Source organism: Ligilactobacillus saerimneri (genome assembly GCF_036689625.1).
GTDB classification, from domain to species: Bacteria; Bacillota; Bacilli; order Lactobacillales; family Lactobacillaceae; genus Ligilactobacillus; species Ligilactobacillus saerimneri.
Genome location: NZ_CP144759.1, coordinates 1,361,621 through 1,381,835 on the forward strand (window position 1 = coordinate 1,361,621; position 20,215 = coordinate 1,381,835).

Sequence of the window (20,215 nt, forward strand, 5' to 3'; positions counted from 1 at the left end):
CTCCCAACCCCTTAACTTTTACTAACTTTCCAACTTACTTTGCGCGTGGGCGCCAAAATGTCTGACAGTCTTGTTTATCTGCAATGTTATACTCAATCACTTTAGCTAAGAGATCATACGGAACTTCCTGATCAAAACTTACGCGAACTAACTTTTTACCATAGGACAAACCTAACCGGTCAAACTCTGGACCAAAAGCCGCAATGATTTCGTCTTCACCGGCAAATACAAAATGCTTTTGGGCCACACTAAAACCAATGATAAATGTCCCATGATCCGTAAACATTGGTTGATTCCAGGCAATCCGCCCCGCCAAATTGGGGTAACGTTTTTCAACCCACTGCAAAACCCTTGCCATTTTTTGCCGGTGGTCCGGATTCTCAATTTTTGCTAAATAATCGTCGTAAAAAGCCATCTTAGCACCTCCGTTTACTTCTATTTTAACCTAAGCAAGTTACTTCCCAAAAGTCATTTGATAGAGTAACCTGGTTTTTAAGAATGATTATTGGAGGGGATTATTGTGGTCAAAAAAGATTTGGAACACTTAACACCATTGCAATACAAAGTCACCCAGGAAGCCGGAACAGAGGCGCCCTTTACTGGTAAGTATGACAACTTCTTTGAAGATGGGATCTATGTCGACGTCGTTTCTGGTGAACCCTTGTTTTCTTCCCTAGATAAATATGATTCTGGTTGTGGCTGGCCTGCCTTTACTAAACCTTTGGTTAAGCTCCAAGAAAAGCGCGACCAATCGTTTGGAATGGAACGTACCGAAGTTCGGTCTAAGGGGGCTGATTCTCATTTAGGGCACGTCTTTTGCGACGGACCAGTTGACCGTGGTGGTCTCCGCTACTGTATTAATTCAGCCGCACTACGATTCATCCCAGTCGCTGACCTAGAAAAAGAAGGGTATGGGGAATACCGGAACCTGTTCAAATAATACCAAAGCCAAGCAACGCCTGATTTGCGTAGCTTGGCTTTTTTTACAAACTTTCGCCGTTGGTTTCGATGACTTTTTGGTGGCTCATAAGTCTTTATTTACGCCTTATACAATTCAGTTTCTTCTGTTATACTGTAATATCCTATTTTGAAAGTTGGAAATCACATGCCAAAGAAACACTATCGCTTAAAGCACATTTGGAAGATCCTTGTCCTCATACTGGGGTTAATAATCGGAATCGGCGGAGCGTACCTTCACCATGCTACCTACCGCCCCACTACAACTGCCCAGCAGGCTGTCAGATCTGCTCATACAACTAAAGATGTCACTACTTTTAAAGCCAAACACAGCCGACTAACGGTCGTCTTCTATTCGGGAGCACTTGTACAACCGGCGAGTTATGCTCCTTGGGCCCAGCAGGTAGCACAAGCTGGTTACACTGTGAAAATTGTTCATTTTCCCCTCAACCTGGCTGTCCTAGCACCAGATAAAGTCCATGAAGTTATTGGCTCCGATGAAAACTATGTACTTGGCGGTCATTCCCTAGGCGGAGCCATGGCCGCTCGCTATGCCCACCACCAGCACGACCCCCACCTCAAAGGAGTCTTTTTCCTCGCAGCTTATGCTGATCAAAAAGGACGGCTCGATCACAGCGGACTACCCGTTCTTAATATCACCGGGAATCGGGATGGTGTTTTGAACTGGGACAAATATTCCAACAACAAAAAATACCTCCCAACAACCACCCAATTTGTTACCATTCCTGGTGGCAATCACAGTGGCTTCGGCAGTTATGGTTTACAAAAAGGTGATCGTTCCGCAACTATTTCAAACCAAGAACAACAAGTACAGATTGCCCACACATTGACTGCATGGTTGCATGGATTACCTACAACACAAACCAAATAATACCTAAAAACCCTCTCGGTAGCGATCGTAGACCACACTCGAGAGGGTTTAATTAAAATTATTGAATATATATTAATTCGTATAATTCCGGATCAATACTATCCATCAATGGGGTCAACTCACCCACCGCAAAGATATCTAATTGGTGCATAGCCCGTGAGCAAATCGTATATACTAGCTGACGTTCACTTTCAAAATGATAATTCTTGCGGTTGGCATTCCACACGATTACCGCATCAAACTCTAACCCCTTAGCCAGGTATGCCGGTACAACAATCGTCCCTGGAACCAGCCGTTGATTTTCCGTTTTAATCAATGTAACTGGCAACTTATGTGCTTTAAGTTTCTTGGTTAATTCCTGACATTCAGTCAGCGTTTTCCCAATAATAGCAGTTGTCATCTTAGCCGCTTCATTTTGGTGGACCTGGCGGATAACTCCGGCCAGCAACTGGTCGGAGCTTTTGGCTACCGTGATTGTAGGAATCGCCCCATTACGAGCAAAAGCAGTGACCTTTTCCCCATTGATCAATACTTCCCGACTAAAATCAGTAATTTGCTGGGTTGAACGATAGGACTTAGTTAATTGCACCACTTGAGTTTTTTCCGGAGCAAACATCGTACTCAATTCTTTCAATAAACTGTGACTATTTTCTCCCGTAAAGATTGCCTGGTTCAGGTCTCCTAACATCGTAAACTTAGCCCGTGGGAAACGGAACTTCAGGTACGCCAATTGGTAGGCACTATAATCTTGAATTTCATCAATAAACACATGCCGCATCTTGGTATCGCCCCGTTTACCAGTAATCAAATCATACAGGTATAAGTACGGTGTCACGTTACTCATCGCCATCTGGCCTGCTTTGATAGCAGCAATTGTTGCATCAACATCTGCCTGCCATTCCGCGGGTGTTACCCCATAATCATTCAGGTTAACCAGGTCAGGCACATGGCGCAAGAAGTGAATAAATTGTCCACTAACATTAAAGAACCATCCCTTTAAGATCGCTCTGCGTAGTGGTTGCAACTGTTTTTGAACATAACGTTTAGCTAAAAAGCTTAATTCCGCAGTTCCGTTACCTGCGTCTTTTGGATGATCGCCGTACAAAGCGTTTAACTGTTCTTGGCTCAAGTCCTGGATTGCTTTTTCCACCTCATCCGTCTTAGCTAGCCGTCCGATTTGGCTTTGTAACTTATGCAAAAGTTTATTGACTGTGCCTTCAAGCCGATTGCGCAAGCTATATGATTCATTGAATCCATAGTAAATTGCACTAATTTCCTCTTTAGAAAAATACGTCTTCCCCTGGAATTTGAGGTCGCGGAACCGTACTCCTTTGCGATTGAGGTACTTGGCATAGTTGCTAGTAGCCTTGAACATCCGTAAACTATCTTTCAACGCTTGGAGCCGTCGTGCTTGCCGGTCGTCGGCTTCAGCAAAGCGCTGGGCCAAAGTTTCTACTTTAAGTTTAGGTAGGCGCCGTTGGGTATATTGATAGTAGGTCATCTGCACCATATTGTGTTCCCCTAGTTCTGGCAACACTTGATCAATATAATCATTGAACAACTGGTTAGGAGAAAAGAGGATAATCTGGCTTGAAGTCAGGTTCCCCCGGTAACGATATAATAGAAAGGCCACCCGTTGTAAAACAGCCGAAGTTTTTCCCGAACCGGCTGCCCCTTGAACAAAGAGTAAGTCCGACTTAGTATCCCGGATGATCTTATTTTGTTCCCGCTGGATTGTGGTCACGATGCTTTTCATCTTAGTATCAGAAGCATCGCCCAACACGTCCAAAAGCATCTGGTCCCCCACAGTTTCATCGGTATCAAAGAGGGTAATGATCTTACCATCTTCAACTACGAACTGTCGCTTTAATTTGAGATTAGCTTCTTGCTTTCCCATCGGACTATTATAGGTCACATGTCCTAGTTGTCCATCATAGTAAACACTGGAAATCGGCGCCCGCCAGTCATAAATCAAAAAATGATCGGGTGAATCTGCAAAGGAACCCAGACCGATATAAATTGCCTCGGTCTTATCTTCACCCGCTTCCTGGAGATCGATGCGCGCAAAGTAGGGCTTGTGCTCCATTTTTTGCAACATTCCCAACTCCCGAGTAGCACTCTGCCAGGCATTCTCCCGCTCCGCCAGCGCTTGTTGCTGTTGGCGAATCGTCATCGCGGTATCCATCATCCCGGAATAGGTACTGGTATTGATCCGCAGGTTCTTATTAAAATCAGCCTGCATATTTTCTTTATCCCGTTCAACAGCAGCGATTTTCTTTTGATTGGCTGCTGCAGCAACTTTGATCTTATCCACAACCATATCCATACGTTTTTGTTCATCTTGTTTAGTAACTGGTTTCGAGCTCATTTGCTTGCCCCCTAGTTTGATCACTATTAAACACTCAATTTCTTAGCATAATATTGTAGCATTTTTTCTAGTTATGGTTCAAACAATCCCCCTCCACCATATGAAATCGTTTTCTGTAAATGAACGAATAATTCGCCGGTACTCTCTTTTTATTTTAGATATATCCATGCCATTAAATGTTACTGTACCAGTGATCTCCTTCTTTTTTCGCTTTTGAAAACAAGTTATGAAAATAACACAAAAAAGACTTTCATTTTAAGTCGTTTTCAGGTAAAATCTATCACTGTTAAAATTGTAAAAATGTCTACGGAGGATTATTATGTCTGGATTTTTGGGAGAGTTCTTCGGAACCTTTGTCCTTATCTTGTTCGGGGTTGGGATCGGCGCTTCAGTAACTTTGAAGAAAACTCATGCGTCTGGTTCTAACTGGCACTACGTCACTTTTGCATGGGGATTGGCTTTTGCTTTTGCCATCTACGTTGCAGGTCACTTGGGCTCAGAAGCTCACTTGAACCCAGTTGTAACTTTGAGTTTTGCAGCTTTTGGTAAGTTCCCTTGGAGTCAAGTTGCTCCTTACATCTTGGCCCAATTCTTAGGTGCCTTTGCCGGGGCTGCTATTGTGATTGTGCATTACTACCCACAATTTAAGGAAACCAAAACAGCTGAAGAAGGTAACAACGTTGGGATCTTTGCTACTGGTGGTCAGATCAGAAGCAACTTCTTCAACTTCTGCAGTGAAGCCATCGCAACCTTTGCCTTAGTCTTCGTTCTCTTGAACCTGGGTGACTTCAGCGAAGGTTTGAAGCCATTCATCATTGGGCTTTTGGTTATGGTTATCGGTCAAGCACTGGGAGGAGCAACTGGTTTTGCTATGAACCCTGCACGTGACTGGGCACCACGCTTTGCTTATACTATCTTGCCTGTACCAAACAAGACTACTGCTGACTGGGCTTATGCCTGGGTACCATTTGTTGGTCCATTAGTAGGTAGTTTGGCTGCAACTGGCTTACAAGCATTAATTATGTAAGCTAATAGCAATTATTACATAAGTATTAACGAACCGGTGAGTTCCCTGCGGAATTCACCGGTTTGTTGCTTTCAGTAGCCATTTATAGTTTTTCTCGCTATAATGTAGTCAATATTTTCCTGAAAGGAGTATTCATTTTTTATGACAGTTTCACTGTTACTGGTAACAATCGTGGCGTTCTTCGTCCCGCTGTTACTAGCCAAATTTAAAGTTTCCATTCTTCCTACCTCAGTCGCTGAGATTTTGGTCGGAATTATCCTCGGTAAGAGTTGCTTAAATGTTATCCACATTGATAGTTCGCTCGCCTACCTCTCAACTCTCGGGGTGATCATGCTGATGTTCCTTAGTGGTCTTGAAATTGACTTTTCCTTGTTCAAGAAAAACGTTGATCCGTCCCCACTAGAACAAAAACGGATGGCAGCAACTCCCAACACCTCACCCTTGTTGGCCGCTTCAATTGCCTATGTTCTTAGCGTCGTTACCTCTTTCATTCTAGCGATGCTGTTTAAAGTCTCCGGACTCTTTACCGATGTCGCTTTGGCCACTATCCTCTTTGCGACCGTTTCTTTAGGAATCGTCATTTCCTTATTGAAAGAAAATGAACTGCTGAGCAAAAAGTTTGGGCAAGCGGTCCTCCTCTTTGCCATCTTTGGTGAAGTTGTTCCAATGCTAGCCTTAACCGTGTATTCTTCCGTCCATAGCGGTCGGGGGGGCAGCCTCTGGTTGATTTCCCTACTTTTCATCCTAGCGGCCTTCCTTTTCCACCGTTTTCGGCGTTTCTTTACTTTCTTTGACAACATCAACAAATCAACTACCCAGCTGGATATCCGCCTCTCTTTCATGGTAATCATTGCTCTGGTTCTTACTGCTACTGGGGTAGGGGCCGAGAATATCTTCGGGGCTTTCGTCGCTGGGATCGTGGTTAAATTACTTGAACCAGTTAAGAGTACGCAACGCCACCTCGATGCCGTTGGATACGGGTTTTTGATCCCCTTCTTCTTTATTCTGACTGGGGTCAAGCTCGATATTCCCGCATTGATGCAATCACCAACAACCTTGATCTTAATTCCGTTGTTCTTTATTGCTTATGTCGTTGCTAAACTGCCAGCATACTTTGGCTTTGTTCGCCGCTTCTCCCAGCGGAACGCAGCGGCTGCATCCTTCCTTTCTGGAACAACTATTACTTTGGTTTTAGCAACACTGCAAGTGGCTGAAGAACTCCACGTAATCTCCAGCCAGCAGTCGGGCGCTTTCATGTTAGCTGCTATTCTGACTTGTATCTTCGGTCCCCTCGTCTTCAACAAACTCTATCGTCCAGAAGTAGAAGATATGAAGAAAACCCAAGTATCGATTATTGGAGCTAACTTGGTTACTGTTAGTGCTGCACAACAGCTTTCTAAAGAATGGTACGATGTCACCCTCTTTACTGACCGGGAGAAAAACTACTCCACATATAATTCACAAGCCAATGTGCAAAAATTGGCCTCAACGGATGTCCAGTGTCTGATTGACAACGAAGTTTTTGATACTGATATTCTCTTATTGGCCCACCTTGACACCTCAACCAACGTCAAGTTAGCGACGGCTGCTAAGGAATACGGGGTTCCTCGGGTAATCTGTCGCCTTGAAAACCGTGAACCAATGGATACAACCGAAAATGCTCTTCTTGCTCAGGGAATTGAAGTCTTTGATGCCTTTGATACTAATGTGGGGATGACCCGGTCAATGGTTGAAACCCCATCAATGCTCCGGTTTATTCAGCAAGAAGATTTCAGTATCTTTGAAATTGAAGTTACGAATGCGAAGTACGATGGCACCGACATCAAGGACCTGCCTGGTACTGACAAGCTAACGATCTCTCGGATCATTCGGGCCGGCAAGACGATTGCCCCTCACGGGAATACGCGTATCCGCCTGTATGACCACTTACTCCTAACTGGGGATAAGAATACCGCGCGTGAATTGCAACAAAAGATCGGGAAGCGTAATGACTAACTATGCGAAAGGACGACTCAAACATGGCTTTTAAACTTTATCTCGTTCGCCACGGGCGGACAATGCTCAACCACTACCGCCGTCTTCAAGGCTGGTGTGATTCTGACCTCAATGACGAAGGGATTGCTCAAGCTAATGCTGCCGGCCGCCACCTTGCTCATGTTAAATTCGACAAAATCTATTATAGTGGCGTGGGACGGACCCTTAAAACGGCCCAACTCGTGATTGCTAATAATGATTACCGCGATCAATTACCTACCCCAGTTGCCAACTATGATTTCCGTGAACAAGGTTTTGGATTCTTCGAAGGAAATGATGCTGAACAGGCTTGGTTCATGGCGGGAATGCCCCATGGAGTCAAAACTTACGATGAAATCGTAGCCCGTTACGGGATGGATGCAGTCCTCAACTTCTTGAAAGAAGCTGATCCGTTCAAAGATGCTGAAAACACGACTGAGTTTTGGACCCGGGTCAACCGTGGTTTAGATGGTCTACGGCAGACTGCCCATGATGGTGATAACATTCTCATCACTGGCCACAGTATCCTCATCCGCCATATGGTTAATCGCTTCAAACCTGAATTCGATATTCTCAGCGAACACCTGGAAAACGGGAGTGTTACCCGCTTTACGGTTACCGCAGATGATGTCACAGTTGACTATTACAATCACTCCCGCGATGATCAAGAATACTAAAATGCCAAAAAAGGAGCACTAATGCGGTGCTCCTTTTTGTTTCCCTTAACTTTATGCCCCGCCTGAATAGTATCATTCTTGACACTAAAATACGGGGCAAACTATCATCACACTAAAAACATTTCCTAAGCTACATCCTTTTGAAACCATCACTCTTCTGGTAAGACCAGCTGCAAGCGGTCGTTGAAATAATTGCGGTACGACAAATAAATAGCAATCACTGATCCAATACTTGTCGCTGACATTAGCATAAACGTCACCATAATCTGGTACTTAATCGCATAAACCGGATCCACGCCCGCAAAAATCAAACCTGACATCATCCCTGGCAGGCTGACCAATCCGACCGTTTTAGCCGAATCAATCGTCGGTTGCATGCCCGTTTTGATACTTTCCCGAATTATTGCCCGGGAGGCTTGAAAGCCAGTTGCTCCCAAAGCCAACATTTCGTTGACCTGCTGGGCCTGTTGCTTGAATTGTGTCCGCATTGCCCGGTATGCTAACCCAATCGCCACCATCGAATTGGATGCAATCATCCCGGAAATGGGTACTAACTGTTGGGCCACCGGTCGGATTGAGCCAGATAAAACTAGAATCATGATTGTCACTGTTGTACTTGAAAAAATTGCAATAAATGAGTAGATAAAGCCACGTTTTTGGCGGCCATTTCGTTGGTAAGCATTCCATGACGCATTCAAAATAATGATCAGCGTCAAGGTTAAGGTCAAAAAGATGTTAGCGACATGAAAGACTGCTTTGAGAACGTAACCTACAACTGTTAATTGAATAATTGCCCGTAAAATAGCGTAGATAATATCCCGGTGGAGATCTAACTTCTCCCGTACACTAATCCCCATCGCTACAACTACCAGAAACAACGCCAGTAGTAGCGATAAGTTGGAAACTGCCAAACCTTGCATTAGCTAACTCCTCCTTTTTCCAAATGTACCAGGTGGTGTGCCGTATGGATCTCATCTGTATCATGCGTTACCTTGATCAACGTCTTGCCCCGCTGGTGTTCTACGGCTAACAAATCCAGAACAATTTGTTTGGACCGTTCATCAAGACCAGCGGTTACTTCATCCAGCAATAAGACTTGTGGTTCTAACAAGAGGTTACGTACTAGGGCCACACGCTGGCGTTCGCCCCCAGACAACTCCGTAATTTTCTTTTGGGTATATTCTTGGGGCAGGTCGACTGCCGCCAGCAAATGCTGGATACGGTCGTGATCAACTGCCTGGTTAGTTATTTGATACGGAAAAATAAAATTATCCATGACTGTTGTTCCAAATAGTAACGGCTGTTGGATACAATATGAAACTTGTTGCCGGTAGTCAGTGATGGGATAAGTCGTTAGATCTTGCCCCTGATAGACGATCGTTCCCCGGTCAGGGCTGAGAAAGCCTGCCATCAGCTTCAAAAGGGTGCTCTTACCACTTCCCGAAGGTCCGGCAATTGTTAAATAATCGCCCTTTATCACCTGCATATTAAAATCTTGTAAAACAGTATGATCTTTGACAGTATAATCCAGATCATTGATCGTAATGATCGCTTCTGCCATCTTCATCACTTCCCGCTTCTTTTTGAGAACATTTTATAATATTTCTAAATTAATCACCAATATCTTGCTTATACGAAAAACAGGATGCTGCTCAGCAACATCCTGTTTTTTGTGGAGTGAGAAACCTCTCACCCTATTACCGTTCATCTGTTAGAGACTTACTTAAAATTGGTTGGAATACTAATAATTGGTCTTTATTCCTCAATGAGTTCAGCTCTTTCAGCTGCTTGAGCCTGAGCTTTTTTAGCATTTTCGGCTGCCCGTTCTTTATACATCGGAACTTCTGCCTCTGTACACCGTACGAAGTGACCTGGTGTGATCTCATGCAGCTTACGTGGGACGCCGTCGCTTTCGTCTTCCGCAGCTGCATCATAAGGAATTTGCCGTCTGTTCCGTTCAAACTCAGGATCAGGAACAGGCACAGCAGAGATCAAACTAGCAGTATAATCATGCAGTGGTTGTGTATATACTTCATCAGCCGGACCGACTTCTAATAGCTTACCATAGTGCATAACTCCGATTCGATCAGAAATGTACTTCACCATAGATAAATCGTGGGCGATAAAGAGATATGTTAAACCGTGCTTTTCTTGTAAATCTTTGAGCAGGTTAACTACTTGAGCTTGAATCGAAACGTCCAAGGCAGAAATTGGTTCATCGGCAATGATAAACTTAGGATCAACAGCCAATGCCCGCGCAATCCCAATCCGTTGCCGCTGCCCCCCAGAGAATTCGTGAGGATAACGACTAGCATGGTCTTTGTTCAAACCAACTGTATCCAGTAATTCAGCTACCCGGTCGTTTCTTTCTTGCTCATTCTTAGCCAAATGGTGGATATCAATCCCTTCGGCAATAATATCCCGCACTGTCATCCGTGGGTTTAAAGATGCGTATGGATCCTGGAAAATCATCTGCATTTCCCGCGTGAATTCAAGCCGTTCCTTCCGACTCTTGAGCTGGCTAACATCCTTACCGTTAAAAATAATTTCCCCATCGGTTGGTTCATACAAGTGGATGATTGCCCGTCCTGTCGTTGTCTTACCGGAACCTGATTCACCTACCAAACCAAATGTTTCCCCTTCATAGATATCAAAGGTCATATCATCAACGGCATGGAGTTCATCTGGCTTGCCAACGTTGAAGTATTGTTTCAAGTGCTTGACTTGCAAAAGTTTCTTCTTTTGTTCTGGCATGTACATTTCCCCCCTATTCAGCCAAGTTAGCGACGTCTGCCCGACTAAGTTCGCCACTCTTTAACTTAGCATAGATTTTTTGCCGCCGTTGGATTTCGGCAGGCGGTGTTACCTTAGGTGCCCCTGGTGCTAACAACCATGTTGAGGCATAGTGGGTTTCGGATACTTTGAAGAATGGTGCCTTCTTTTCGGTATCAATCTTCATCGCATATGGGTTCCGTGGTGCAAATGGATCACCCTTTGGTGGATCCAAAAGATCTGGTGGCGTCCCCGGAATTGATTCCAGGTGCTTACTATCCAATGTTGGCATGGAATTCAGCAAGCCCCAAGTATATGGGTGCTGAGGATTGTAGAAGATTTCATCCACAGTCCCGTATTCCAAGATTTCACCAGCATACATCACAGCTACTCGGTCAGCCATTCCGGCCACAACCCCTAAGTCGTGTGTGATGAAAATGATTGAAGTTTCAATCTTTTGTTGCAATTCTTTCATCAAATCCAAGATCTGCGCTTGGATTGTTACGTCCAAGGCAGTCGTTGGTTCATCGGCAATCAAGATTTCTGGATAACAAATCAAAGCGATTGCAATCACGATCCGTTGCCGCTGCCCCCCAGAGAATTGGTGGGGGTAGTCGTTGACCCGTTCTTCAGGGTTAACGATCCCAACCAAACGGAGCATTTCAACTGCTTGTTCCAACGCCTTTTTCTTGTCCACATGCTTATGCTTCATCAGGGGTTCAGCAATTTGCCGCCCAATCTTCATAGTTGGATCCAGAGAAGTCATCGGATCCTGGAAGATCATTGCAATGTCCTTGCCCCGAATAGTCTGCATTTTCTTTTCTGAATATTGCAGGATATCATCGCCATGGAACATTACGCGTCCGCCTTTGACCTTGGCGTTGTTTGCTAACAGACCCATCAAAGACTTTGTGGTTACGGACTTACCCGAACCTGATTCCCCTACGATTGCCAGTGTTTCACCCCGGTCAAGGTGGAAGCTGACATCGCGAATGGCCTTGACTTCACCTGCATATGTGTGGAAATCAATTTTAAGATTTTGTACATCTAAAATTCTTTCAGCCATAATCTAACCTACCTTCTTGTCTTTGGATCAAATGCGTCACGCAAGCCGTCACCTAACAGGTTAAAGCAAATCATCAGTACACAGAGGACAATTGCTGGATACCACATTTGGTATGGCAAGAACTGGAAGTTCTTTTGTCCGTCATTCAGAAGTACCCCAAGTGAAGTTTGCGGAGCAGAAATCCCAATCCCAATGAAACTCAAGAAGGCTTCAAAGAAGATTGCACTTGGAATAGTGTACATTGTTTGAATGATAATGATACTGGAAAGGTTCGGCACTAAGTGCTTCCAAGCAATTTTGCTTGGTGACTCGCCCAGTGTCCGGGCAGCCAGAACATATTCTTGGGTCTTTAAGGATAACGTTTCAGCACGAATCATCCGGGCCATTGTTGTCCAAGAAGAGATGGCCAAGGCTAAGATGATGGATGTCATCCCTGGCTTAAATACCAGCAACATCAGCACCACAATAACCAGGTTTGGCACAGAAGAAATAACTTCAATAATCCGTTGCATAACGTTATCAACACGGCCACCTTTCCAACCGGAGATGATCCCATAGGAAACCCCGATGGCAAGGTCAAAGAATGTCGCTACAATCGCAACGATCAAGGAAACCTTAGTCCCGTAAATAATTCTTTGCGCTAAGGAACGACCTAAGTAGTCAGTCCCTAAAATAAAGTATTTGTTAGCAGGTACGTTGTTTTGAGCATAGGCATCAACCCATGCGCCCCCCATCTTCAACTTCCCGTTCAGGCCATTGATATCAATGCCTGGAATCTTAGCTGGCAAGTTTGCATATTGTGGGGCAGACTTTACCAGTTGGGCATTGGTAATAAAGAAACTTGAACCGAAAGCAACTACTAACATAATGATGATAATGAACAGGGAAACAACTGCCCCCTTGTTCTTTTTGAGTCGCAGCCATGCGTCCTGAAGGAAAGTCAGGGAAGGAGCTGCGATCTTTTCATCGTCGCCCTTTTCGTTCTTAGATACGGGCTCAAAGTCCTGGGGTGTTAAATTCAGTTTTTCTTCAGCCATATCTTTATCCCTCATTTCCTGCAAGTCTAATCCGTGGATCGATGAAGCCGTAAACAATATCCGTCAACAGGATCACTAACACTAACCCAGCTGAGAATAACATCGTTACCCCCATGATAGTTGGGTAGTCGTTGGTAGTGATCGACTTAACGAATTGTTCCCCGATCCCAGGGATTGAGAAGATGTTTTCGATAACCATTGAACCAGTCATCAAGGCAACTGTGTATGGCCCAATCAGGGTTACCAGCGGAATCAAACTGTTCCGCAGTGCGTGGTGGTAAACAATACCGAACCGACTCATCCCCTTAGCCCGGGCTAATTCGATATAGTCAGAGTTCAAAACGTCCACCATCCCCGTCCGGACGAACCGGGCTGTTTCAGCCAGTGGTCCTACCCCAAGGGCAATCGTCGGTAAAATGGTGTAGTTAAAGCCATTCCATCCGGCAACTGGTAGCCAGTTTAGCTTCAAGGCAATATAGTACTGTAAAAGCACGGCCAACACGAAGTTTGGTACTGACTTACCAATGATTGAAAGCACTGTACATAAAGTATCAATCCAAGTATTACGGTTGATGGCTGCAAATGAACCAACAATAATTCCTAACACTACCCCGAAGATAATCGCTTGGATACCCAATTGGGCGGAAGCGCCAATCCGGCTAGAAATCAAGTACGAAACTGATTGGTTACTGAATTGGAAAGAAGTCCCAAAGTCACCATGAGCAGCATTGAGCATGTAGGACAGATATTGCTGCCAAATTGGCTTGTCTAGACCGTATTGCTTATTCACAACTGCAATCTGCGTTGCTGACATTTTTTGCTGATTTGTGAACGGTGTCCCGGGCATCAGTTTCATTAAGAAGAACGTGATTGTTGCCACTAAGAACAGCGTCAAAATCATGTAAAATACTCTTTTGAGTAGGTATTTACGCATTGTTTTAACCTCGCATTCTATTTATAAGACTCGCTATGAGTGAGATAAAAGAGTGGTCAAATCACAGGCCAAGTTTTTATCTTCATAATTACAAAGCAAGGGGTAACGTTATTTCGTTGCCCCCGCCTTGAGATTTAGATCATAATTTTAGCTACTTGATTTGGACATTCTTGAAGTTGTATGTGACACCAACAGAGTTGATGATCAGGCCCTTAACCTTGCTCTTTACCAAGTATGGTGTTCTTCTTTGGTAGATAGGAGCCACTGCTTGGTCTTCCAGTAAGATCTTTTGTGCCTTTTGCAAGTCATCCCAACGCTTTGCAGGATCGTTGGCATCAGTTGTCTTAGAAGCCTTGATCAAGCTATCGTATTCAGAATTCTTCCACTTACCATTGTTTTGGCTGTTGTCAGAAGTGAAGAGGTCTAATGTTGAGATTGGATCAGCGAAGTCATCGCCCCAAAGGGTCAGAACTACATCGAAGTCACCAGATGATTGCCGTGCTAAACGAGTCTTGAATGGTACGTTTTGCACGTTAACCTTCAAACCAGGAAGAGTAGTTTCCCAGTTACTTTGCATGAAGTCCCCAGACTTCTTAGCTGCATCAGTATCGTCACCCAGTAAGTTCAAGGTTAACTTCTTTTCACCGATTTCAGCTAAGCCTTCCTTCCATAACTTCTTAGCTTCCTTAGCATCTGAAGTTACACCAGTACCTTTGATGTTACTGTTGAAGTCTTTACCGTTGCGAACTGCTAAGCCGTCTGGCACGATCCCAGGAGCTGCTTGTGAACCGAAGGCAGAAGTCTTCACATATTGGTCACGGTTGATTGCCATGGACAATGCTTGCCGAATCTTCTTGTTCGACAAGGCCTTCTTAACTGTTGGGTTAGAAGCTTGTTCATTGAATTCGAGGTAAGCCAATGTTGATTCCTTCATCAAGTGGTAATCCGCGTTGTTCTTCAAGTTCTTAGCTTGATCTGTTTCCAATGTGGCATAGTCAACTGATCCTTGCTTGTACTTATTGTAACGTGTGTTACCAGATTTGTTAACTTGGTAGTTAACTGAGTCTAGGTGAACGTTCTTCTTATCCCAGTAAGAATTGTTCTTTTGTAACTTCCAAGAAAGGTTAGAACCAGTCCAGCCAGTTAACTTAAATGGCCCGTTGTAGTACAACTTGTCAGAAGCTGTCGCATACTTGGAGCCGAACTTGTCAACGGCCTTTTGGTTTTGTGGGAAGAATACAGGGAAGCCCATCAATAACTTGAAGTAAGGAATTGGCTTTTCCAAGTTAACAACTAACTTGTAGTCGCCTTCTGCCTTGATCCCCAAAGTATCTGGAGCTTTCTTACCTTCAATGATGTCATTAGCATTTTGAACACCATCAAAGAGGTAGGAATATTGAGAAGCAGTCTTTGGATCAAGTGTTCTGCGCCAGGAATATACGAAGTCCTTAGCAGTTACAGGATCACCGTTAGACCATTTAGATTTCCGCAGATAGAAAGTATATGTCTTCCCATCCTTAGAAACTTCAGTCTTCTTAGCTACCCCAGGTTCGATCTTACTATCTTTACCAATCCGATAAAGACCTTCCATAGTATTGGCTAAGTTAGTGCAAGAAATAGTATCTGTCGCTTTGGACAAGTCCATCCCTGGTAATTCACCAGTTTCACTAAAGTTAAAAACCTGTTTGGAAGAATCAGCAGATTTATTACCACAGGCAGCCAGGGCTAAAGCTGAAAGGAAAACAACTGACCCGGCAGCCGCAACTTTTTTGAGTTTCATAATTATACCCCATTTCTAAAAAAGCTAAGCTATGTAACAACGAAATAATAAATCCCTAACAACTTGAGTAAAGTATATATTATAAATAAATTAATATCAAGAAAACTTTCTCATATTGGGTGCAAAAGTTTGTTTACAACCGCTTTCTTTGCTGCTAAAACGCATTGTAGTTCTTAAAAAGATTCTTTTTTTAACTAATTAGTGGAGTTAATTCGGTAATGATTTGCGCATTATTTGCCGTTATTTTTCGTTAAAATTAAGAAATTATGAGCATATTTATCATTTGATGCATTTGCTATAATTAAGAGGATAAAGGGGTGATATTATGACAGCCGTCATAATTGGTGGAATTGAAAACCAAACAGAAAACTTTACTTATACTATGGAAGAGCTCCAAGCTCTTGCTGAAGCCGACAACCTCGAAGTGGTCGCTTCTATTCATCAAAAGCTCGAGCGCCCAGTCGCGGCTACTTACTTTGGTGCGGGCAAAGTAACTGAAATTTTCCAGGCTGGCCAGGTGCATGCCGCCGACGCTCTGATCGTTAACGATGAACTCTCGCCAACCCAAATTCGGAATCTTGAACAAGATACTGGGCTCACCGTGATTGATCGCACAGCCCTGATCCTAGATATCTTTGCTTCACGGGCACGGACCAGAGAGGCCAAGCTCCAAGTCGAAATTGCTAAACTCCAATACCAACTTCCCCGCTTACGTACAAGTGCAGCGGAAAAACTCGACCAGCAGACAGCCGGCAATGCCGGCGGAGGCTTTACCAACCGGGGAGCTGGGGAAACTAAATTAGAATTAAACCGGCGGGTAATTGAAAAACAGATCTCCCAGCTGCGTAAAAAACTCAAAGATGTGCAAAAAGACCAGGTAACCCAAAGTAAGCAGCGTCGGGCTTCTGGTTTGCCCCAGGTGGCCCTGGTGGGGTATACCAATGCCGGCAAATCAACTACCATGAATGGTCTTTTGCAACTTACCGGACAGGAGGAAGACAAGCAAGTCTTTGTCAAAAATATGCTCTTTGCAACCCTGGATACGTCAGTTCGTAAAGTTCACTTTGCAGATAATAAAGAATTTCTCCTCAGCGATACGGTCGGGTTCGTCAGCAAGCTGCCCCATACCCTCGTGGCTGCTTTTGAATCAACCCTAGCTGAAGCACGTAATGCCGACTTGCTCGTTCAAGTCGTCGATGCCTCCGATCCACATGCCCGCGAAATGATCGCTACGACCGAAGAAACACTCGCTTCTATTGGGATTGATGATATTCCGATGGTTTATGCATATAATAAAGCCGACTTAGCCAATACACGGTATCCTCTAGTTACTGGTGACGCAATTACTTATAGTGCTCGGGATTCGCAATCACTGCAAGTTCTCGCTGATGTTATCCGCCAAAAGATTTTCACTGGCTACCAAACACTAACCTTCCTCATTCCCTTTGCTGAAGGACAGCTGGTCCAACAGCTCAATGAAGAAGCTCAAATCATCAAAACCGATTACCTCGCAACTGGCACCCAAATTACAGCAGAGGTCAGTCCCCAACTAGCGGCCCAACTCCAAGATTATGTCCAATAACTTATCAATTCCCAGTTAACTGTTCGTTGCTGAACAGCCGCTGGGAATTTTTTATTTTTACTGCGAGTAAATTTTCTTTTAGATCTCTTTTTCCGAACTGACACGACAATATTTAAATATAGGTGCAAGCTTCCTCATTCCTATTAACTCCGTTTTTCTAAATGCTCTTTCTGCACATATTTCACTATATATCATGTGTCCTCTGCCAAAAGTGCTTTTTTCTATTCGTTCGCTTTTTAAATTAATCATTTTTTACATGAACCTTACATCACTTAAAAAATGAGACTGAAAAATTTCTCAGCCTCATTTTTTAGGTGCTATTCCTGATTCCTGCAATTACTTATTCAGCCTGGTGGATCCGACACGACATTTCTGTTACGTCCAACCGGTAAACTTGCACATATGCCAATGACTTAGGATCATATTTAAAGTCAGTTCGTCCGGTATAGTGCTGCATTAATGGACCGAATGCTACTTGTTTTTCTTGCGGATCCATCACTAGTGTCACTTTCCCTTCACCGATCACACTCCTGTAACTCGCCGAGTATGTACAGGCCATGTTATCTTGACCCGGCTTAAAAATATCGTCATCATCAATTTCAAAACCTGCATAGTGGGTCGCCTTTAACAGTTCATACCGCCGTCCTTGTGGCCGTCCGTGGAAATACAGTGTGTAATGCCCATTTTCTTCCTGGTAGCCATAATGTACAGGAACTACATATACTCGCTGCCCATCACGCAATCCCAGTCGCAACGTCCGACACTGATCGAGCACAGAATTTATTAATTTTACATCGGTAACAGTATCTTTTTCACTCATAAATATCGCCTCATTTGCATAACAAGTAATAGCTTTCATTGTTATTATATCCCCAATAACGTTGCATTTGTAGCTAATTAGGGTTTAATTAACATCCTGTAAGCAAGGCTCTCATTTATAAATTTAGGTGTATAATTATTACTAATTTTAAAAAACTATACATTATGTAGAAAGAAGTATTTTTATGTCCAAGAAAACTATTAAGCAGATCACCCTTAGCGGTTTGGTCTTGATGATTTTTTCATCAATTTTTGGGTTTAGCAACTCAATGACTGCTTTCTACCAGATGGGTTATGCAAGTATCATTTGGTACGTTTTGACTGCAATTTTGTTCTTCGTCCCTTCGGCCTTGATGTTTGCTGAATACGGTGCTTCCTTCAAGGCGGCCAAAGGTGGGATCTACTCCTGGCTAGAAGGTTCTATTGGTAAAAAGCCGGCCTTCATCGGGACCTTTATCTGGTTATCCGCATGGATTGTCTGGCTCGTTTCTTCTACTCAATTTTTCCTTGTTTCAGTATCAACCATGTTAACTGGGCATGATACTACCCAAAGTTGGCACCTCCTAGGGATGTCAGCCAACAAAACGCTGGGGATTTTGGAAGTTATTTTCCTTATTATAGTTACTTTCGTTGCCTCCCGTGGGATCGACAAAATTTCTCGGATCGCATCCGTTGGGGGCATTATTACCCTAGGAATTTCTGTGATCTTCATCGCAGCCAGTTTATTACTGTGGGTACTAAATCACGGTCACTTGGCTGAACCGATGACAACGACTAACTTGATCAAGTCACCTAACCCAATGTTTGTTTCCCCGATCGCCATCCTGTCCTTCATTGTGTACGCATTATTTGCTTATGGCGGCCTAGAAACAATGGCTGGGGTGATTGACTCTGTTCATAAACCTGAAAAAACTTTCCCGAAGGCTCTAATCATTGCAATGTTAATGATGACTTTCCTCTACATTTTGACTATCTTCCTATGTGGGGTCGTCGCTAACTGGAACACAGTGTTAGGTAAAGCCCATGTTAACTTGGCTAATGTTGAATATGTCCTCATCAATAACATGGGGTTAACCCTCGGCAAAGCGCTCGGGCTGAGCTCCAGCGGGGCTGTCATTTTAGGGAAGATTTTCTCCCAGATCACTGCACTGAGTGATGTCTTTGGGGGCTTGGGAGCCGCCTTTGTTATGTGCTACTCCCCCATCAAATCTTTCATTGAAGGAAGCGACTCCCGCCTCTTGCCTGCCCGCTTAACTGCCCTCAATGATGTCGGTATGCCGGCCTTTGCCATGTGGTGTCAAGCAGCACTGGTATCAGTAATCATCCTCTTTATCTCCTTTGGGGGCGATGCTGCTAACCAGTTCTACACCATTTTGACCGACATGATGAATGTTTCATCCTCGGCACCATATCTTTTCTTGATTGGGGCTTTCCCATTCTTCAAGATGAAAAAAGATCTCGACCGTCCGTTTGTCTTTTTCAAAAACCAGACTTGGACATGGATCATTTCAATCATAGTTTGGTTAGTTATCGCCGTCGGAATCGTCTTCACTTGTGTTCAACCAATTCTGGACGGTGACTACGCTACTGCTTTTTGGACTGCCTTTGGGCCTGTTCTCTTTGGCGTACTCGCATGGATTTTCTACCGGCGGGCGGAACGCAAACATATTATCGACTAACTTAATAGTAAACGAAAAGAGGTTGGAAAAATTTTATCTTTCCAACCTCTTTTGTCATCTTCATTACTTTAAAACGTAAGCTCCATAACCAATATCTTGCTCTTTATCAAACCCTAAATAACGGAAGAAGCGATCGGTTTTGTCGTCAGCACGGGCTGAGAGGACTGCAATATGATTCAACGAATCAAAATACCGCACCGAGTGACGAATCAAATCGACCCCAAGCTGTGAATCTTCATATTCAGGTAAAACTAGTAGGTCTTGAATATAGGCCGTAGTTGCATAATCACTGATAGCCCGGACAAGTCCTACTAGCTTGCCTTCTTCAAAGGCAGCAATAACATGGGACTTCTTCAAACCCTTCCGCAAGTTCTCAATGTTTTCTTTATCCCAACCTGCACTATCAAAAAACGTGATCAGCTCTGACCGGTTGAGTTTGGGATTTACCACCATTTCCATCTACTTGTCCTCCTCAAGGTCACTCACCGCTTTTTTCTTAACATATGATTAAACAAAAATGATAAAATTAATAATTTAATAATAATTCATCTAGCCAGAATTATCAAGCCGAATCCCCTATTACTAAGAAACAATTCTAGACTTGCGCCATGT

General features: G+C 43.8%; 18 protein-coding genes. 7 read left to right on the forward strand and 11 right to left on the reverse strand.

Translation table 11 applies throughout. The features are described 5' to 3' along the window. Window positions 1–34: 34 nt before the first annotated feature. Window positions 35–415 (reverse strand): iron chaperone, encoded by a 381-nt coding sequence (locus V3C97_RS06645; RefSeq protein ID WP_338434059.1) that lies wholly within the window; start codon window positions 413–415, stop codon window positions 35–37. 105 nt (window positions 416–520) lie between these two features. Here V3C97_RS06645 and msrB point away from each other — a divergent pair, with 105 nt between their 5' ends. After that, window positions 521–940 (forward strand): peptide-methionine (R)-S-oxide reductase MsrB, encoded by a 420-nt coding sequence (gene msrB / locus V3C97_RS06650; RefSeq protein WP_027826425.1) that lies wholly within the window; start codon window positions 521–523, stop codon window positions 938–940. A 165-nt stretch (window positions 941–1,105) separates the two neighbouring features. Continuing rightward, window positions 1,106–1,849, forward strand: coding sequence for an alpha/beta hydrolase (locus tag V3C97_RS06655; protein ID WP_338434060.1), 744 nt, complete (start codon window positions 1,106–1,108; stop codon window positions 1,847–1,849). A gap of 58 nt (window positions 1,850–1,907) precedes the next feature. On the opposite strand, the gene helD is transcribed toward V3C97_RS06655, so the two are convergent. Continuing rightward, complete coding sequence (gene helD / locus V3C97_RS06660; RefSeq protein ID WP_338434061.1) at window positions 1,908–4,217, reverse strand: RNA polymerase recycling motor HelD; 2,310 nt, start codon at window positions 4,215–4,217, stop codon at window positions 1,908–1,910. A gap of 319 nt (window positions 4,218–4,536) precedes the next feature. Between helD and V3C97_RS06665 the strand changes: the two genes are divergently transcribed. From V3C97_RS06665 to V3C97_RS06675, 3 genes are all read left to right on the forward strand, one after another. After that, entirely contained in the window at window positions 4,537–5,244 is a 708-nt protein-coding gene (locus tag V3C97_RS06665; protein ID WP_009551150.1) for an MIP/aquaporin family protein, read from the forward strand. A gap of 141 nt (window positions 5,245–5,385) precedes the next feature. Beyond that, window positions 5,386–7,239 (forward strand): monovalent cation:proton antiporter family protein, encoded by a 1,854-nt coding sequence (locus V3C97_RS06670; protein WP_009551152.1) that lies wholly within the window; start codon window positions 5,386–5,388, stop codon window positions 7,237–7,239. A gap of 23 nt (window positions 7,240–7,262) precedes the next feature. Continuing rightward, a complete protein-coding gene (locus tag V3C97_RS06675) occupies window positions 7,263–7,934 on the forward strand; it encodes a histidine phosphatase family protein (protein ID WP_009551154.1) in 672 nt (223 codons plus the stop codon). A 149-nt stretch (window positions 7,935–8,083) separates the two neighbouring features. Here V3C97_RS06675 and V3C97_RS06680 read toward each other — a convergent pair whose 3' ends face one another. The 7 genes from V3C97_RS06680 to V3C97_RS06710 all read right to left on the reverse strand — a co-directional run bounded on the left by V3C97_RS06680 (window position 8,084) and on the right by V3C97_RS06710 (window position 15,523). Next, complete coding sequence (locus V3C97_RS06680; protein ID WP_009551156.1) at window positions 8,084–8,854, reverse strand: ABC transporter permease; 771 nt, start codon at window positions 8,852–8,854, stop codon at window positions 8,084–8,086. After that, the gene (locus tag V3C97_RS06685) at window positions 8,854–9,501 is read right to left on the reverse strand and encodes an ABC transporter ATP-binding protein (RefSeq protein ID WP_422392850.1); all 648 of its coding nucleotides are present in this window, start codon (window positions 9,499–9,501) and stop codon (window positions 8,854–8,856) included. The genes V3C97_RS06680 and V3C97_RS06685 overlap by 1 nt, the downstream gene beginning before the upstream one ends. Before the next feature lie 188 nt (window positions 9,502–9,689). Continuing rightward, window positions 9,690–10,688 carry an ABC transporter ATP-binding protein gene (locus V3C97_RS06690; RefSeq protein WP_338434063.1) on the reverse strand — a complete coding sequence of 333 codons (999 nt, stop codon included), beginning with the start codon at window positions 10,686–10,688 and terminating at the stop codon, window positions 9,690–9,692. 13 nt (window positions 10,689–10,701) lie between these two features. Beyond that, on the reverse strand, window positions 10,702–11,772 hold the full coding sequence (locus V3C97_RS06695; RefSeq protein WP_180848704.1) for an ABC transporter ATP-binding protein: 1,071 nt from the start codon (window positions 11,770–11,772) through the stop codon (window positions 10,702–10,704). A gap of 8 nt (window positions 11,773–11,780) precedes the next feature. Next, a complete protein-coding gene (locus tag V3C97_RS06700) occupies window positions 11,781–12,809 on the reverse strand; it encodes an ABC transporter permease (protein WP_338434064.1) in 1,029 nt (342 codons plus the stop codon). 4 nt (window positions 12,810–12,813) lie between these two features. Then, window positions 12,814–13,743, reverse strand: a complete 930-nt coding sequence (gene opp3b / locus V3C97_RS06705; protein WP_009551167.1) for an oligopeptide ABC transporter permease — start codon at window positions 13,741–13,743, stop codon at window positions 12,814–12,816. Window positions 13,744–13,894: 151 nt separating this feature from the next. Then, on the reverse strand, window positions 13,895–15,523 hold the full coding sequence (locus tag V3C97_RS06710; RefSeq protein ID WP_338434065.1) for a peptide ABC transporter substrate-binding protein: 1,629 nt from the start codon (window positions 15,521–15,523) through the stop codon (window positions 13,895–13,897). Window positions 15,524–15,848: 325 nt separating this feature from the next. Here V3C97_RS06710 and hflX point away from each other — a divergent pair, with 325 nt between their 5' ends. Then, the gene (hflX, locus tag V3C97_RS06715; protein WP_338434066.1) at window positions 15,849–17,105 is read left to right on the forward strand and encodes a GTPase HflX; all 1,257 of its coding nucleotides are present in this window, start codon (window positions 15,849–15,851) and stop codon (window positions 17,103–17,105) included. A 340-nt stretch (window positions 17,106–17,445) separates the two neighbouring features. Here the strand turns inward: hflX and V3C97_RS06720 are convergent, their stop codons facing one another. Next, entirely contained in the window at window positions 17,446–17,925 is a 480-nt protein-coding gene (locus V3C97_RS06720) for a pyridoxamine 5'-phosphate oxidase family protein (protein ID WP_278837858.1), read from the reverse strand. A gap of 184 nt (window positions 17,926–18,109) precedes the next feature. Here V3C97_RS06720 and yjeM point away from each other — a divergent pair, with 184 nt between their 5' ends. After that, the gene (yjeM, locus tag V3C97_RS06725; protein ID WP_338434067.1) at window positions 18,110–19,603 is read left to right on the forward strand and encodes a glutamate/gamma-aminobutyrate family transporter YjeM; all 1,494 of its coding nucleotides are present in this window, start codon (window positions 18,110–18,112) and stop codon (window positions 19,601–19,603) included. Window positions 19,604–19,666: 63 nt separating this feature from the next. Here yjeM and V3C97_RS06730 read toward each other — a convergent pair whose 3' ends face one another. Beyond that, the gene (locus V3C97_RS06730; RefSeq protein ID WP_338434068.1) at window positions 19,667–20,062 is read right to left on the reverse strand and encodes a GNAT family N-acetyltransferase; all 396 of its coding nucleotides are present in this window, start codon (window positions 20,060–20,062) and stop codon (window positions 19,667–19,669) included. Window positions 20,063–20,215 lie beyond the last annotated feature (153 nt).

Coding starts and splice junctions, on each gene's coding strand:
- V3C97_RS06675 (WP_009551154.1), top strand. CDS start 7,263: ATGGCTTTTAAACTTTATCTCGTTCGCCACGGGCGGACAATGCTCAAC.
- hflX (WP_338434066.1), top strand. CDS start 15,849: ATGACAGCCGTCATAATTGGTGGAATTGAAAACCAAACAGAAAACTTT.
- V3C97_RS06665 (WP_009551150.1), top strand. CDS start 4,537: ATGTCTGGATTTTTGGGAGAGTTCTTCGGAACCTTTGTCCTTATCTTG.
- V3C97_RS06695 (WP_180848704.1), bottom strand. CDS start 11,772: ATGGCTGAAAGAATTTTAGATGTACAAAATCTTAAAATTGATTTCCAC.
- V3C97_RS06655 (WP_338434060.1), top strand. CDS start 1,106: ATGCCAAAGAAACACTATCGCTTAAAGCACATTTGGAAGATCCTTGTC.
- V3C97_RS06720 (WP_278837858.1), bottom strand. CDS start 17,925: ATGAGTGAAAAAGATACTGTTACCGATGTAAAATTAATAAATTCTGTG.
- V3C97_RS06710 (WP_338434065.1), bottom strand. CDS start 15,523: ATGAAACTCAAAAAAGTTGCGGCTGCCGGGTCAGTTGTTTTCCTTTCA.
- V3C97_RS06670 (WP_009551152.1), top strand. CDS start 5,386: ATGACAGTTTCACTGTTACTGGTAACAATCGTGGCGTTCTTCGTCCCG.
- V3C97_RS06645 (WP_338434059.1), bottom strand. CDS start 415: ATGGCTTTTTACGACGATTATTTAGCAAAAATTGAGAATCCGGACCAC.
- V3C97_RS06690 (WP_338434063.1), bottom strand. CDS start 10,688: ATGCCAGAACAAAAGAAGAAACTTTTGCAAGTCAAGCACTTGAAACAA.
- opp3b (WP_009551167.1), bottom strand. CDS start 13,743: ATGCGTAAATACCTACTCAAAAGAGTATTTTACATGATTTTGACGCTG.
- yjeM (WP_338434067.1), top strand. CDS start 18,110: ATGTCCAAGAAAACTATTAAGCAGATCACCCTTAGCGGTTTGGTCTTG.
- V3C97_RS06730 (WP_338434068.1), bottom strand. CDS start 20,062: ATGGAAATGGTGGTAAATCCCAAACTCAACCGGTCAGAGCTGATCACG.
- V3C97_RS06680 (WP_009551156.1), bottom strand. CDS start 8,854: ATGCAAGGTTTGGCAGTTTCCAACTTATCGCTACTACTGGCGTTGTTT.
- V3C97_RS06685 (WP_422392850.1), bottom strand. CDS start 9,501: ATGAAGATGGCAGAAGCGATCATTACGATCAATGATCTGGATTATACT.
- V3C97_RS06700 (WP_338434064.1), bottom strand. CDS start 12,809: ATGGCTGAAGAAAAACTGAATTTAACACCCCAGGACTTTGAGCCCGTA.
- helD (WP_338434061.1), bottom strand. CDS start 4,217: ATGAGCTCGAAACCAGTTACTAAACAAGATGAACAAAAACGTATGGAT.